The organism is Bacteroides sp. AM07-18, from assembly GCF_003602695.1.
GTDB lineage: Bacteria > Bacteroidota > Bacteroidia > Bacteroidales > Bacteroidaceae > Bacteroides > Bacteroides uniformis.
The window spans coordinates 252,694-266,785 of sequence record NZ_QTLM01000002.1; the positions used below are offsets into that span (position 1 = coordinate 252,694).

General features: G+C 41.1%; 11 protein-coding genes and 1 pseudogene. All 12 read left to right on the plus strand.

The annotated features are described in order from the left end of the window. The first annotated feature begins 54 nt into the window (after positions 1–54). Positions 55–1,755, plus strand: a complete 1,701-nt coding sequence (locus DW096_RS04615; protein WP_057281773.1) for a response regulator — start codon at positions 55–57, stop codon at positions 1,753–1,755. A gap of 809 nt (positions 1,756–2,564) precedes the next feature. Continuing rightward, positions 2,565–3,956, plus strand: a complete 1,392-nt coding sequence (locus DW096_RS04620) for an ATP-binding protein (RefSeq protein ID WP_032575773.1) — start codon at positions 2,565–2,567, stop codon at positions 3,954–3,956. 11 nt (positions 3,957–3,967) lie between these two features. Then, positions 3,968–4,597 carry a hypothetical protein gene (locus DW096_RS04625; protein WP_021862419.1) on the plus strand — a complete coding sequence of 210 codons (630 nt, stop codon included), beginning with the start codon at positions 3,968–3,970 and terminating at the stop codon, positions 4,595–4,597. A 126-nt stretch (positions 4,598–4,723) separates the two neighbouring features. Continuing rightward, the gene (locus DW096_RS04630; protein ID WP_021862420.1) at positions 4,724–4,999 is read left to right on the plus strand and encodes a hypothetical protein; all 276 of its coding nucleotides are present in this window, start codon (positions 4,724–4,726) and stop codon (positions 4,997–4,999) included. Positions 5,000–5,489: 490 nt separating this feature from the next. Beyond that, a complete protein-coding gene (locus tag DW096_RS04635) occupies positions 5,490–6,077 on the plus strand; it encodes a metallophosphoesterase (protein WP_021862421.1) in 588 nt (195 codons plus the stop codon). Then, entirely contained in the window at positions 6,074–6,841 is a 768-nt protein-coding gene (locus tag DW096_RS04640; protein WP_024987109.1) for a metallophosphoesterase, read from the plus strand. The genes DW096_RS04635 and DW096_RS04640 overlap by 4 nt, the downstream gene beginning before the upstream one ends. A 13-nt stretch (positions 6,842–6,854) precedes the next feature. Beyond that, entirely contained in the window at positions 6,855–8,168 is a 1,314-nt protein-coding gene (locus DW096_RS04645; RefSeq protein WP_021862423.1) for a hypothetical protein, read from the plus strand. 198 nt (positions 8,169–8,366) lie between these two features. Then, complete coding sequence (locus DW096_RS04650) at positions 8,367–8,687, plus strand: helix-turn-helix domain-containing protein (protein WP_021862424.1); 321 nt, start codon at positions 8,367–8,369, stop codon at positions 8,685–8,687. Positions 8,688–8,690: 3 nt separating this feature from the next. Next, complete coding sequence (locus DW096_RS04655; RefSeq protein WP_021862425.1) at positions 8,691–9,953, plus strand: type II toxin-antitoxin system HipA family toxin; 1,263 nt, start codon at positions 8,691–8,693, stop codon at positions 9,951–9,953. A gap of 76 nt (positions 9,954–10,029) precedes the next feature. Further along, positions 10,030–13,626 (plus strand): ATP-dependent RecD-like DNA helicase, encoded by a 3,597-nt coding sequence (locus tag DW096_RS04660; protein WP_080767452.1) that lies wholly within the window; start codon positions 10,030–10,032, stop codon positions 13,624–13,626. After that, a complete protein-coding gene (locus tag DW096_RS04665) occupies positions 13,623–13,847 on the plus strand; it encodes a hypothetical protein (RefSeq protein WP_032575778.1) in 225 nt (74 codons plus the stop codon). Before DW096_RS04660 ends, DW096_RS04665 begins: the two co-directional genes overlap by 4 nt. After that, positions 13,805–14,068 (plus strand): annotated as a pseudogene (locus DW096_RS04670) (ATP-binding protein); the annotation flags it as partial. The gene DW096_RS04665 and the pseudogene DW096_RS04670, both read left to right, overlap by 43 nt. Positions 14,069–14,092: the final 24 nt, after the last annotated feature.

Sequence of the window (14,092 nt, forward strand, 5' to 3'; positions counted from 1 at the left end):
TGAAAACTCGGGTATATATTAGTACGAATCATTATTACTTAAACTTATAATAGTATGAAACATTTATCGATAATAATAATAGTAGTGTCATTATTCATTTTCCTGCTGTCCATCGGCGTATATTATAAGGTTCCCTGGTCTGTTCTGCCAATAGTGGCTAGTGGAATCTGTATATTATGTTGGCTTTTGTTCCATTTGCTCTGTATCAGTGAAGAAAGAGATTTACTGAAAGAGGGAAATCAGTATTTCATTGATACCTTTCAAAACATACGTAATCCCATTTCTTTGATTAAGACACCGTTAGGGGCAGTTTACGAAGGAGACTGTCCGGAAGACATAAAGAAGGAACTGGCAGTTGCACTTCATCATATAGGCGGGCTGGAGCAGCACTTGATAGCGTTAATGGAGTTGAAACGACTATTTGGCAATTCTGGTAGCCTGGTAGTTGCAGAACATGAAATCGGCGCATTTATGAGGAAGAAAGTGTCTTTTTTACAGTCTCATGTGGATGGGTTGCAGATGAAGCTGGATTTGGTTCCGGATTTTGACTATGCAAGCGCTTGGTTTGATCCGGGAAAGATATCTCCGGTTATCGACCGGTTTGTATTGAGTGCCATCGAGTGTTCTCTGCCGGAAACGCACCTCTCGATGCAGGTTTCGTTGAAGGGAGATTACTGGGCAATCAGGATTAAGGATACAGGCAACAAGCGATTTCTGAAATGTTGCAGATGGTACTCGTCGCGGCTTCCTATTCTGCGACCTCTGCATGGCAAGCAGTATGGCATGGGCGGTGTGTTTTTTGACAAGTTGATGAATATGTGTGACGGGAAAATACTGACTTTGGAAAAGGAGGCTCTGCTTCGATTTCCCATAAGATGTTCGTGTGCGGTTTCGGGGGTGTATACATCCTTAAATATTCCGGACACTTTTCAGGTGAATGAATCGGAAATGGCTTTCCATGGTTTCTCGAAGAAAAAAAATATGGATAGACCTTTAGTGATACTTGCTGATAATGACAAGGGATTCAAGGATTATCTTGAGAAACGTTTATCGGAATGTTTTGTAGTGAGGAGCTTTGATGACGGTCAGGAAGCATTGGAGGTAATATGTGAAGAGTATCCGGATTTGGTGATTTGTGATATCATGTTGAAAGGTATGAGCGGTGAGGAACTTTCTTCTAAACTGAAGACGTCGAGGGACACCTCCTTTATTCCGGTGATATTGATGGGGGCGCACATTGATGTGAAACGGCGGGAAAAGCGTTGTTCTTCTCAGGCTGATCTCTTTGTATGTAAGCCCTTTAATCTGGAGGACCTTAAAGTGGAAATATCCATATTGATAAATAATAGCCGTTTTCTTCGGAAGACATTTCTTCAGAAAGTTTTTGGAGAAGATTTTTTAACGAAACCTATGGAGCGGGCTCAGCAGGATGCCAATCTGGCATTTTTGAATGAAGTGAAGCTTTACATTATGGAGAATATGGATAAAGAGGATTTGACAGTAGATGATATTGCCTCCAGGATGTGCATGAGCCGGACAACCTTTTATAATAAGTGGAAGTTGTTGACGGGAGAAGCACCCAAATATTTGATTTCGAGAATCAGGATGGAGAAGGCACGGGAACTTTTGGAAAGCGGAAAATTTTCTGTGACTATGGTTGCTGAAATGGTGGGTATGCGAAATATGAAAAACTTCAGAGGCAGGTATAAGGAGTATTTTGGAAAAACACCGAAGGAGTTTATGAAAAAAGTATGATATTTATCTGAAGAAAACTTTCATAGAAAGGCTGTCACATATTAGATAATGGACAGCCTTTGTTTTGAAATGGGAGATAGGAGAACTGAACATCCTAAGCTATCTATAAAGGAAAATCTCTCATCGTTTTGTTTTGGGGATAACTGGGTATATATGATTAGCTTTACTTGCCGATGCAGCATATTATGCTAATTGATTATCAGTAGTTTATGGCTTAAAAGATAGACTGCTCAAAAAATTACTTGTTTTTTCGTCAAAAATCGAAGATTTAACACTTTTCTTCGTTGCCAGTCTCAAAACAGAGGGAAAATGGGGAAAATCGCTCTCTTTCGCCTCGAAACCTCCGCTTCGCAAAGATAAGGTATATCGGGGATTATTTCGCCGGTTCAGGCTGCAAAATGGAAGACAGATTCACAGATTTCCGGGTTGTTTTCTTGTGACCTGGTAGGAGGTGAGTATTGCTTTGCTTGGAGTTGTATTTTGCTCAATCTTCATACTTAGATTGCTCATATTTTGCAGCCAAAAGAGAAAGTCTATAGGTCTGGTTCGGCTTGGTTTGGGCGAAGCTATCTCTTTTTCTCCCCTTTGTTAGCTTTACTTTAATGAACGTATATATGAATACGGAGATAAAGTAAAGTTGGTTTCGATAATTTATGCTGTGATTCGCTTGAAAAAATGTTGTGTAATAGGGATGATTCGTTGGAAAAAGTGTAACTAAATTCGATTTATTCGCTTGAAAAAATGTATTTAACCTTGGTTTATTCGCTCGAAAAAGTGTAATTTTGTAGCGGAAAGAATAAGATTGCGTTATGCTTAAAAGGAAAATAGAAACATATTTAGCTAATTGGAAAGAGGCCGAGGGCAGAAAGCCCCTTGTGATAAAAGGTATTCGCCAGTGCGGGAAGGCATATATTGTCCAGAAATTCGCAAGGGAGAATTATGAAAGTGTGGTCTATATGAACTTCATTCTTGAACCTGACAAGAAGTCTGCCTTTACTGGCAATATAGATGTCGATACCATCATTCTCAACCTCTCTGCTTTGATTCAAGGCAGTCGGTTCATTGAAGGGAAAACCTGCATTATCCTTGACGAGATTCAGGAATGTAAGGAAGCAAGGACAGCCTTGAAGTCATTTTATATAGACGGACGTTTTGATGTTATTGCCACAGGTTCTCTTTTAGGAGTGAAAGGCTATGGTCAAAGCAAGAAAAAGAAAGAGGATGTCGGGCAAGATTCTGTTCCTGTCGGATATGAAACCGTAATTGATATGTACCCATTGGATTTTGAGGAATTTCTATGGGCAAACGGAATCGGTGAGGCTGTTATCGATTCTGTCAAATCATGTTTTGAGAACGAAAAGGCTGTTCCCGATGGGATTCACAAGGCAATGATGGAGCTGCTATACAGATATGTTATTGTAGGAGGGCTGCCGGAAGTGGTGAATTGCTTCCTTGAAACCAAGAATATCGAACTCATATATAAGAAGCAGCGTAATCTTATTGCCGGATACGAAGAGGATATGGTTAAATATGCAGATGATGCGGACAAATCTAATATCCGTGAATGTTTTGAATCCATTCCGAAGCAATTAGCCAAGGAGAATAAGAAATTCCAATATTCCATAGTCAAAAAGGGAGGAAGGTCTTCTCAATACATCGGTAGCATTCAATGGTTGGAGGATGCCGGAATAGTCCGTAGGTGCTATAACACGCAGATTACGGAACTGCCGTTGGAGGGCAATTCCATCAAAGATTGTTTCAAAGTGTACACTACTGACATAGGTGTCCTTGTAGCAATGCTCGACTATGGCACTCAGGCTGATATATTGAAGGGGAATCTTCTTGGATATAAGGGAGCTATCTTTGAGAACCTCATGGCGGATTTCCTGTGTAAGTCCGGACAGAAGCTATACTATTTCCATAAGGACAGTGGGCTTGAACTGGACTTCTTGGTAAGGTTCAAAGGCGAATGCGTCATCCTTGAAGTCAAGGCTAAGACCGGTAAGGCAAAAAGTATGGCTACCATTCTTAAAAATAAGGATGTGTATCATGTCAAGAATGCAATCAAGTTGGGGCAATATAATGTAGGACGTGAGGGAGATATACTCACCATTCCGTTGTATATGGGATTCCTTGTCGAAGACAGGCTTGCGGACGTTATCATTCCTGATGTTGATGTGAGTCTGTTGACTACTATTTAAAAATTTTGATTATGGCAAAACAGATATTAGTTGGAATTGAAGAACAGAATTTGAATGAGGTGGCTCACTATCTGGTGATATACTTCCCATACAATGAGGAAATGTGTAGCTATACAGATGATTGGCTTGGTGAGCTATATGAAAACAAGTATCCTTTGGTTTCTAAAGGGATGTGGTCTGGCATAATTGACTTGAAAGTTCATAAACTTCTTGATTGGAAACCAGAATATGGAACTTTATATCTTCAAGCTAAGGTATGTGATAGCGGAACCTATTTCTTGCTTGATAAAGATAAAAAGGTAATATGTAAAATTACCGATTATGTACCTAATGGCTTAATTCCGGAGGCGGATGATTGTGGGGATTATATCCGTTTAAGAATCAAACATGACGGTATGATAGAAAATTGGATGGAGAAGCCAGACTTTTCCGACTTTATTAAAGATGCTGATGCTGTTAAGAAAATTGATACGAGCATAGAAGAAGAACCAATACTCGACACTAAAGTAGAGTTCACTTATAGCCATCTTATGGCAAAACTGCTTCGTCTTCCGAAATACCTACAATTGGAAATAGGGAAGGCACTGATAGCAAATGCATCAGAAGGTTTTGAGGAAGAGGATGATGAAGATTCTCTCTAATCAGATGGAAGATTAAGAATGATATACAGCTGCAATAATTTGATTATTAAAAGTATAATTCTATGGATATATTAAGTCTCACCAAAGTAACATCATCGTTCATCCTAACTTTAATAGAAAGAGACGATGGACAAAAGAAACAAATTTTGGAGACGCCAACAAATGGCTCGTGTGTTTAAGGCTCGCATGATTCTTTATGCCGCTTATGGTCATTGCATCATTCGTGAGGATGGAAGCTATTATGAGCATCCCCGTTGGTTTGAATTGGCAAAAGAGAAATGGGCACAAGTTTACAAAACAACAGGTACTCCGTGTAGCTGTTGGATGTGCAGGGGATTCGAATATGACCGCAAGGAGTATAAGAAAGAGACTCGGCGGATTATTCGGGAATCAATGGAGTGAGCTAAATGATAAGGAACTGAATCTGTGTATTAATTGCATAGGTTCAGTTTTTATTATGCGGCATATAGGCAAAAGGTTACGTGGATTTTCTCAGAAAGCGATGTGTGATATGGAATTTATTTGCTAATTTTGCGCTGAGTTTGAAACGATATAAAAACTAACAATGCAAAGAAATAGCATGAACATATTATCGAAGGTCACAATTTGGGGTAACAAACGCCCTGAATCTGTACTGTGTGTTCATGTCTTTGGCATTGAACCTTGTATTATAAATACTTTCCAACGAAGAACATAGCATGGTGTAGTTTATTCTACCCCTGATTGAAAATATAAACTGAATAGTTGGAGAGTCTTTACCGAACTTTCCAACTATTTTGTTTTTATACCCATTTGTGACAGTTATCTTACGATGCTTTTCTGTCATTTCCGTCTGATGGGTGATTGACAAACAGATTATTAACGTGCAGCGATGCACATAAATTGAGAAGAAATGAATTATAAATTTGATGGCAGTAAGGTATTTTTTACATCTGATACCCACTTTTATCACGGAAATATCATTCGTTTCTGCAACAGACCTTTTGAGGATGTGGAAATGATGAATGAAACGATTATCTCCAATTGGAATAATACAGTTGGCTTGGATGATACTGTTTTTCACTTGGGTGATTTCTGTCTGGGCGGTTCAGCTGAATGGACTAAAATTCTTGATAGATTGAATGGCAAGATATATCTGATTCTCGGCAACCATGATTTAAAGAACTTGAGGCAGGGGTATGTCGATAGGTTTGAGCATGTGACCATGCAGATGCATATAGAAGTGGATAAACAGAAGATATATTTGAATCACTATCCGTTTCTGTGCTTTGATGGCGGCTATAAAGATGTATGGCAACTGTTCGGCCATGTGCATACGAGGAAGAATAACACTGGAATTGATGCAGCCCGGCTTCAGTATCTCTATCCTACACAATATGACGTAGGTGTTGATAACAACAACTTTATGCCGGTTTCATTTGCACAGATGAAGATAATTATTGAAAAACAAGTTGAACAATTAAAAATGAAAGAGCAATGAAGATACAATACATGAGCGATTTACATCTGGAGTTCAGGGAGAACAGCAGATATTTAAAGCATAATGAATTACCTGTTACCGGTGACGTGCTGGTTTTGGCTGGAGATATATTCTATCTTAGGGATAGAATAGCTCCTATGATGAAATTCTGGAAATGGGCTTCGGATAATTACAGGCAGGTTCTGATTGTTCCCGGCAATCACGAATACTATAATTATTCGGACGTGATGGAACGAGGGCTACAATGGAAGTGGATGTTCCGTGAGAATGTAGGGTTCTATCAGAATCAGGTAATCCGTATCGATGATACCGATTTTGTCCTGAGTACGCTATGGTCACGGATTAACCCGAATGACGAGTATTTCGTGTGGAAAGGTATGAATGACTTTCGCCAAATCAAATTTGACGGAAAATTGCTACAGGTAGAGGAATTCAATCGGATGCATGAGACCTGTATTGATTTTATCCGGAAAAGTGTCGAAGAGAGCACGGCTGGTCATATTGTGGTGGTTACTCATCATTTGCCTACTTTGGAGGTGATTGATCCACAGCACAAGAACTCCGTACTGAATAGTGCATTTGCTAGCGAATATGGTGATTGGATTGCCAACAGTCGGATAGATATTTGGATTTATGGACATTCACATACCAATATAGACACAGAGATTGGTAGTACAAAAGTAATCTGTAATCAGATGGGATATATTTTTGCGAATGAGCACATTGTGAATGGGTTTGATCCGAAAAAGCATGTTGAAATTTAATGAGCATTAAGCAATGGATGAAAGAATAATAGATAGAAAACTCTTTATTGATTTGGCAAATGAGGTTGGCTTGAACGCTTCGCATATAGAAGCAATGGGTGAAATGCGTCATTGTGAAATCACAGTTAGCGGCAATATGCTGGAACGTCTAGTTGAAATTCAGCATCAGTTCGAGCAACTTACCGTAATGGGGGATGATGAATACCGTGGCTTCTACATTGTGGTACCGCGACCCACTCCAGAGGAATGGGGTGATGTCGAGGAACTGATTGCTTCGGGAGAGTATCAAAGCAAAGAAGCCTTCCTTGCGGACTGGCTTGCGTTCAATCCAACGGAAACGCAGTGGTTTCATGTTACCTCTTATAAATACGAAGAGTTCCGGTCGATTCGCATTACAGACCGAAAACATGCGCATTTCGTCATAACAAATCGCTCCTCTTGTGCCGACGGAGAATCAGATGACGGATGGTATCAGGATTCCCTTGCCCGACTTTTCTGCTATTTGCAGAGGCTGGTTGATGTTATTGTTGCAAATCCTGATGGGTTCAACGACTATGTGGCGCACAATCTGCCGTGCCAGCAACGGATTGGGCGGATTGCACGAAAGGAACTCAATAGGATAGCTCCGAGCTTTAAGATTAATGTGGAAGATCGGGAAACAGCGATAAAGGCTTTGGAGGATTCTGCGAAGGAACATTCCGCACTTCATCTGAAGACTATGACCATTCGGCAATATTGCACATATTATCGTATCGCTAACGAGGCTTATGAGGCATACTACCGGAAGCGAAGTATTGGAAACCGTCTCTACGAAGAACAACCGAATATCCCGGAAGAACTGCGAGATGTAGTCTATTACAAACGAGTGAAATTCGTAGATGTAGATAAACTCTATGACATTGACAGCCCGGAGGATTTTATACGGTTTGCAACAGACCACTATGGCGAGTTGGGGTTTTCGCGCTTGAACATCATTGCATCGAAGGTGCCACAGCAGGGTTGGATGATAGTTGTTTCTAATAGCTACTCGGCAAATGTCGAGCTGGCCATTGAGGTTGCCACTGCTCTATATAAGGTCGGAGTGCCATTATTGATTCGTGATGCCGAGAAACTTTTGAGGATTCTGCGCGAAGAAGATTATGTGCGGTTAATTCCTAATACGTACCATAACTATATGGGTTATCAGGAAGAAGGTACTGTTTACGAACTGCCGTGGGAATACGAATGCTCAGACGATAGTGAATCGGATTTGACTTTGGAGCAATACAATGCGATTGTTTCTCTTGCGGAATGGCAGGATGAAGAATTGGTGAAGCCCATCGAGTGATGCTTAAATTGAAGAAGCTGGCTTTTATCTTGGAAATAATCATAGATAAAGGTAGAAGTCTGCTTCTTTGAAATCTCTATTTTGGTAGCAAAATCAGTATTTAATAGTCGTATCTTTTGAATTTGTGATTTTTGCGTCCGCAATACATCATTAAATAGATATAAAGTAGTATCTTTGCATATTATATGATGAGTTAATATGACAAAGAATACAATGGGAACCAAGTTGCCCCGAAAGTTGGAGCAGAAAATGTCAGTTGTGGGAGAGCAGATTAAACTGGCTCGCTTGCGCAGGAATTTGAGCGTAGCTCAGGTGGCAGAACGTGCCACCTGTTCTCCGTTGACTGTGTCCCGAATAGAGAAAGGTGCGCCGACTGTGGCAATCGGAATTTATTTGCGAGTGCTCTATGCTCTGCAACTGGACGATGATATTCTGTGGCTAGCCAAAGAAGATAAATTGGGAAAAGCCTTGCAGGATTTGAGTTTGAAGACAAGGGAACGTGCCTCAAAAAAGGAGTAAACGATGAAGATGTTATATGTTTATGCCGATTTTGACTGGCTCAACGAGACAGAACTCGTTGGCGAGTTAGGCTATGAATCTCTTCGTGGCTCGGACAGCTATTGCTTTACCTTCAGCGATGAATGGCTGAAGAAACACGGAGATTTATTTCTGAGTGATGACCTCAATAATTATCCGGGACAGCAATATACGCAACCGGAGAAAGATATATTCGGATGTTTCTCGGATGCTTTGCCGGATCGTTGGGGACGAACGCTGTTGTTGCGACGTGAGCAGATTGCTGCGATGGAAGAGGGGCGACCGGTACGGAGACTATCTTCTTTCGATTTTTTGACTGGTATCGATGACTTTTCCCGAATGGGTGCTTTCCGTTTCAAGGAGTTAAAAGACGGAGGATTTATAAATGTAAGTGAGTTGTTGAAAATCCCACCTCTGGCGGATATAAGGGAGTTGATTGCGGCCAGTGCGGAAATTGAGAAAAGTGAAGAGGGGAATGTCCTGCCTGACAGGAAATGGGTTGCCCAACTCGTGCAGCCCGGTTCTTCATTGGGAGGTGCAAGACCTAAAGCCAGTGTGATAGACACGGATAAAACGCTTTATATAGCCAAGTTCCCTTCTCGCAAGGATGATTATGATGCCGGACTTTGGGAGCATTTCAGTCACCTTCTTGCTGCAAAAGCCGGTATAAATGCCGCAAAGACCAAAGTGCTGGCAACAGGAAAGAAATATCACACGTTGCTTTCTCAACGCTTCGACAGAACCCAAGAGGGGAAACGGATTCACTTTGCTTCTGCAATGACTTTATTGGGACTCAATGACGGTGACAATGCAACTACAGGGCATGGTTATCTGGATATAGTCGATTTCATAATCCAGAACTGCACGAATGTGGAAGAGAATCTGCAGGAACTCTATCGCCGTGTGGCTTTCAATATCTGCATTGGTAATAGCGATGATCATTTCCGTAATCATGGTTTTCTTTTGACTGCAAAAGGTTGGACGCTTTCTCCTGCATATGACATGAACCCTACTTTGAATGAGTATCAGAGTCTGCTTGTCTCATCAACCTCCAATAAGGCAGAACTGGGTATTTTGCTGGATGCTTGCGAAGACTATATGCTAAACCGTACAACAGCAGAAAAGATTGTTGTTGAGGTAACTGAAGCTATAAAAGGATGGCGAGAATTGGCAACACGATTGGGGATTTCCAAGAGAGAGATGGATATGTTTGCCGGAGTGTTGGATGAGCGATGTAAGATGGAGTAGTTTCAGTTAGATGAGTTTATAATTGTAATAATGATTTTGCATAACAATAATTTAACATTGTAAAAAGATTAAAAAAATGAAACATATATCTGTTCGAGTACCTTGGCACGACAATGGTTGGAATTCGCATGTATGTGCAAATCCTCGTTGTAATACATTCTGTAAACAACTACCTAATATTGTCAACTCAAAAGTAGATTGTGAGCAGTTGTCGTGTGGAATCGACTGGTCTAAATTAACTACAAAAGAACGTCCTGCTTGTGCTGGAGAGAATGGGGGATTCATGAATTACAAGGCTTATGAGCGTGAATTTATTCACATATATGCTTGGAATTCAGACAATCCACATTCTAAGTTATTACCTACAAAAGTAATGATACCAGCTTATTCAGCTCTTGGAATACCATTCCGTTACTTGAATATGGATGCACAGAAAGACCTTAGCAAGGAGCATCCTGAATTTCGCCCTGCCGAAAGTGCACCTTTCGGTTCGGCTTGGGTTTATAATCCTGAGCGATTGTATGATGTGCTTAAATGGTTCAGCTCAGAGATAACCGAGGAATCGATATGCGTCTTTTATTGTAAGAAAGGCAATCCGATTGACGATGAAGGTTTACGAATGATTGTGGGAATGGGGGATATAGTAAAAAATTGTGGTGTTCAAGACTACGAAACAACTGCCGATTATACATATCCCTTATGGGAGATAATGTTCTCTCATTCCATTCGCCCAGACCTGAAAGAATCTCGCGGCTTCATTCTCCCCTATAAAGAATATCTGGAGTTGGATGAGAATATATTCCAAGGGAAGGGTCTGTCAAAGATACAGGCTCTTGATGAGATCAAATTATCGCTGGATAAATTTGACAGTAGCGGAAAGATATTTGATGAACTATCATATGGTTGTGATTTTATAAGCAATCATTCAATGCTATTGATTCTTGAAGCTGCTCGGCGTTCGTTGGAGGCAGTAATTCGACATGGCTTGGCTGGCTCAATCGAGGGATGGCAATGTCAACTCAGGTGGATTGATGCCCGTATTGAGCATGTCAAGAAACAAATCACTCCCTTCCCTTCATTCGCTTCAGCACTTAAAGCGCTGGGAATAGATTATGGCAATCTGATTGAAAGCGACCTGCGAAAAAAAGGATGTGGACCGAAAGACAATCCCTGGGGGCATTTTGAAAAGTTGCTAAATAAGGAAATCAAAGTTGATAGTGCTGTTTACAACTCGTCTCTTCCTACGTATCGAATAAGTTGGGAGGGCCAAACAAGTAATGTACGTGAGCGTCTTATCACTTTATCCAGATTTGAACTTGAATCCGATGTTATTGAGCATTTTATAGATGATGTAGAGTCTGATATACTAAGCAATCCATACCTCATCAGCGAATGGTGCGCTCGGAATTTTATAGAGAAAGTTTCAACGCGTACAATTGATCTTGGAGCCTTCCCCGACCCAACAATTCAGGGTGATAATGTTCCAGTGCCTCCGTTCGCAGCGGAGTCCATTTTGGATACTCGACGCCTTAGATCATTAGTCGTTGAAAGGCTTTATTCCGTTCTAACAGATGGTGATACCCTTGTGTCAATAAAAGAGATGGAGGACTATCTGCGCGACATAATGACGGAAGAAGACAAAGCTCGCCTCCCGAAAAACATACTTCTCACACATCGCCAGTTTTTTGAAGTATCCTTCGATTATGTTCCTGATGAGAACCCTACTGCTATCCAACTCAAGGAATATTATCAAATGGAGGAGTTTCTTCGGAAAGTGCTACGAGAAAGAGCAAAGAGAGATGTTAAGAAGCCTACCGGTGAGGACTGGCTATCCCTCGCTATGTCAGACAAGAATTATGATCCTACAAACGAGCGCAGTCAACAGGCTACTGAGCAGCAGGCCAAAGCTCTTGAAATGATGGACAAAAAGCGCCTTTCAGTTCTCACGGGAGGCGCAGGTACCGGTAAGACTACCGTAGTGAGATCCTTTCTCTGTTCTGACAAGATAAAAGCAGAAGGCGTTCTGCTGCTGGCTCCCACTGGAAAGGCGAGAGTAAGGCTCAGTAATATGGCCGAAAATGTGAGTTCAAAAACCGTAGCTCAGTTTCTTGCCAGTCTCGGCGCCTTCGATTTTGAAAACATGAAACCGCGTCTAACTGAAGACTCGCGCAAATACTCACGTGCTAAGAATATAATCATTGATGAATGTTCGATGCTAACTACCGACACGTTTCATGCGCTTATTATGTCGCTTGACCTGAAGTTCATAAACCGAATAATACTTATCGGAGACCCCTATCAGCTACCTCCGATAGGTCCGGGCAGGGCTTTCTCGGATTTATGCCATTATCTTAATTGTGATGACGCGGACGCCAATCTGAAATCTGCCATTACCTATCTCCGCACCGTTGTGCGCACAATAGCCAGTGGAGATTCAGATGTCTTGACTTTGGCCTCTTGGTTCAGTGGAAACAAACCGGAGAAATTTGCCGATGAAATATTTTGGAAAATCGAAAGCAAGAATCTCAAAGGCGATCTTTCAGTTTATTACTGGAACGATGAAAAGGATCTGCCTCAAATCCTTAGGGATGCAATTTGCAAGGAACTCGCTTGTTCCGATGTCGAACTGCCAGAATCCTTGAAGCAAAAAATAGGTATTGACGACTTAAAATCGCTTGAGTCAGATCCGGCAGCGCTCGAAAATCTTCAGATTCTTGCTCCAGTAATAAATCCCGCATGGGGTACATATCAACTGAATTCCTATCTTCAGTCATGGGTTGGAAATAATATCAATCGCAAAGGGGATTATCAGGAAATCGGAACCCAGAAGATATATAAGAATGATAAAGTCATTCAACTTCAAAATATATTACGAGAATCCTATCCATCAAAAGAAAAATATCCTCTCTCCAATGGCCAGATAGGCTTTGTTAAGTCTATAAATAAAGGACATATCAATGTTATGTATGTTGGCATACCTCATGAAACCTTCGGCTTCAGGGGAGATAAAGGGGAAGACCAGGATGCTGCTATTGAGCTTGCATACGCTATTACAATCCATAAAAGTCAGGGCAGCGATTTTGATACGGTTTTTGTGGTATTGCCCAAAACCGGCCGCATTTTAAGTCGTGAGTTGATATATACAGCTCTTACCAGAGCAAAGAAGCGTGTAGTCCTGCTTGTTCAAGATTCTATTGGTTGGTTGAGAGAATTTACTAAACCACAAGCCTCAGTGCTCGCGCGACGAAATACCAATCTATTTGACTATTCCGTTCGAGCCGAACGTCTTAATATTCCTTATGTTGAGGGCCTGATTCATGGAACAGCCAAGAAAGGTCTGTTTGTGCGTAGCAAGTCAGAAGTTGTAATTGTAAACCAATTGGTAAATGCTGGGGTGGAATTTGAGTACGAGCAACTACTGGAAGAAAATGGCCACCGATGCATTCCCGACTTTTCCTTTGAAACCCCATGGGGTGATAGAATCATCTGGGAACATCTGGGAATGCTTGTCGTTCCGGAATACAAGGCTTCATGGGAGCGTAAACTAAAATTCTACGAGGAAATAGGTTATACCCTCGGAGAAAATCTTTTCACGACTTGCGATCATGAAAATGGTGCAATAATGACCGAAGAGGTGGAAGACGTCATCAGAAAAATCAAGGAGCAGTTATGAATCAGGAGGAGGAATTATATTTCAAGGTACTCAGTAAACAAGGTCGGGAGGCTTGGACAATCTTCAAGAATCCTATGTATCGTGGAGCATTGGAAATCGCCCAGAATCTTTATAAAGACAAAGCACATTTTGTGTATGAGTTACTTCATAATGCCGATAACCAAGGCGCTACCCATTTCTCAATGAGGACAAAAAGCCGGAACAAGTTGAATTTGATGTGATGGCAGAATCGCTCGATAAAAAGTATCTGCTGGTTGACGAATGCAAATGGACAACCCAAGAGAATGGCAAACAACTGACAGGCGAACTTCTCCGTAAAGCTAATTTGTTACTATTTATCAAGAACTACACCATCGTTCCGGTGCTGTTTCTTAAGAGTGCTCCGAAAGATGATGCTGGGAATGCAATGTTGCCAGAAGATGTTATTGAGTTAATGAAATAAAAGGATATAACAATTCACGACTTA

Coding starts and splice junctions, on each gene's coding strand:
- DW096_RS04615 (WP_057281773.1), top strand. CDS start 55: ATGAAACATTTATCGATAATAATAATAGTAGTGTCATTATTCATTTTC.
- DW096_RS04620 (WP_032575773.1), top strand. CDS start 2,565: ATGCTTAAAAGGAAAATAGAAACATATTTAGCTAATTGGAAAGAGGCC.
- DW096_RS04625 (WP_021862419.1), top strand. CDS start 3,968: ATGGCAAAACAGATATTAGTTGGAATTGAAGAACAGAATTTGAATGAG.
- DW096_RS04630 (WP_021862420.1), top strand. CDS start 4,724: ATGGACAAAAGAAACAAATTTTGGAGACGCCAACAAATGGCTCGTGTG.
- DW096_RS04635 (WP_021862421.1), top strand. CDS start 5,490: ATGAATTATAAATTTGATGGCAGTAAGGTATTTTTTACATCTGATACC.
- DW096_RS04640 (WP_024987109.1), top strand. CDS start 6,074: ATGAAGATACAATACATGAGCGATTTACATCTGGAGTTCAGGGAGAAC.
- DW096_RS04645 (WP_021862423.1), top strand. CDS start 6,855: ATGGATGAAAGAATAATAGATAGAAAACTCTTTATTGATTTGGCAAAT.
- DW096_RS04650 (WP_021862424.1), top strand. CDS start 8,367: ATGACAAAGAATACAATGGGAACCAAGTTGCCCCGAAAGTTGGAGCAG.
- DW096_RS04655 (WP_021862425.1), top strand. CDS start 8,691: ATGAAGATGTTATATGTTTATGCCGATTTTGACTGGCTCAACGAGACA.
- DW096_RS04660 (WP_080767452.1), top strand. CDS start 10,030: ATGAAACATATATCTGTTCGAGTACCTTGGCACGACAATGGTTGGAAT.
- DW096_RS04665 (WP_032575778.1), top strand. CDS start 13,623: ATGAATCAGGAGGAGGAATTATATTTCAAGGTACTCAGTAAACAAGGT.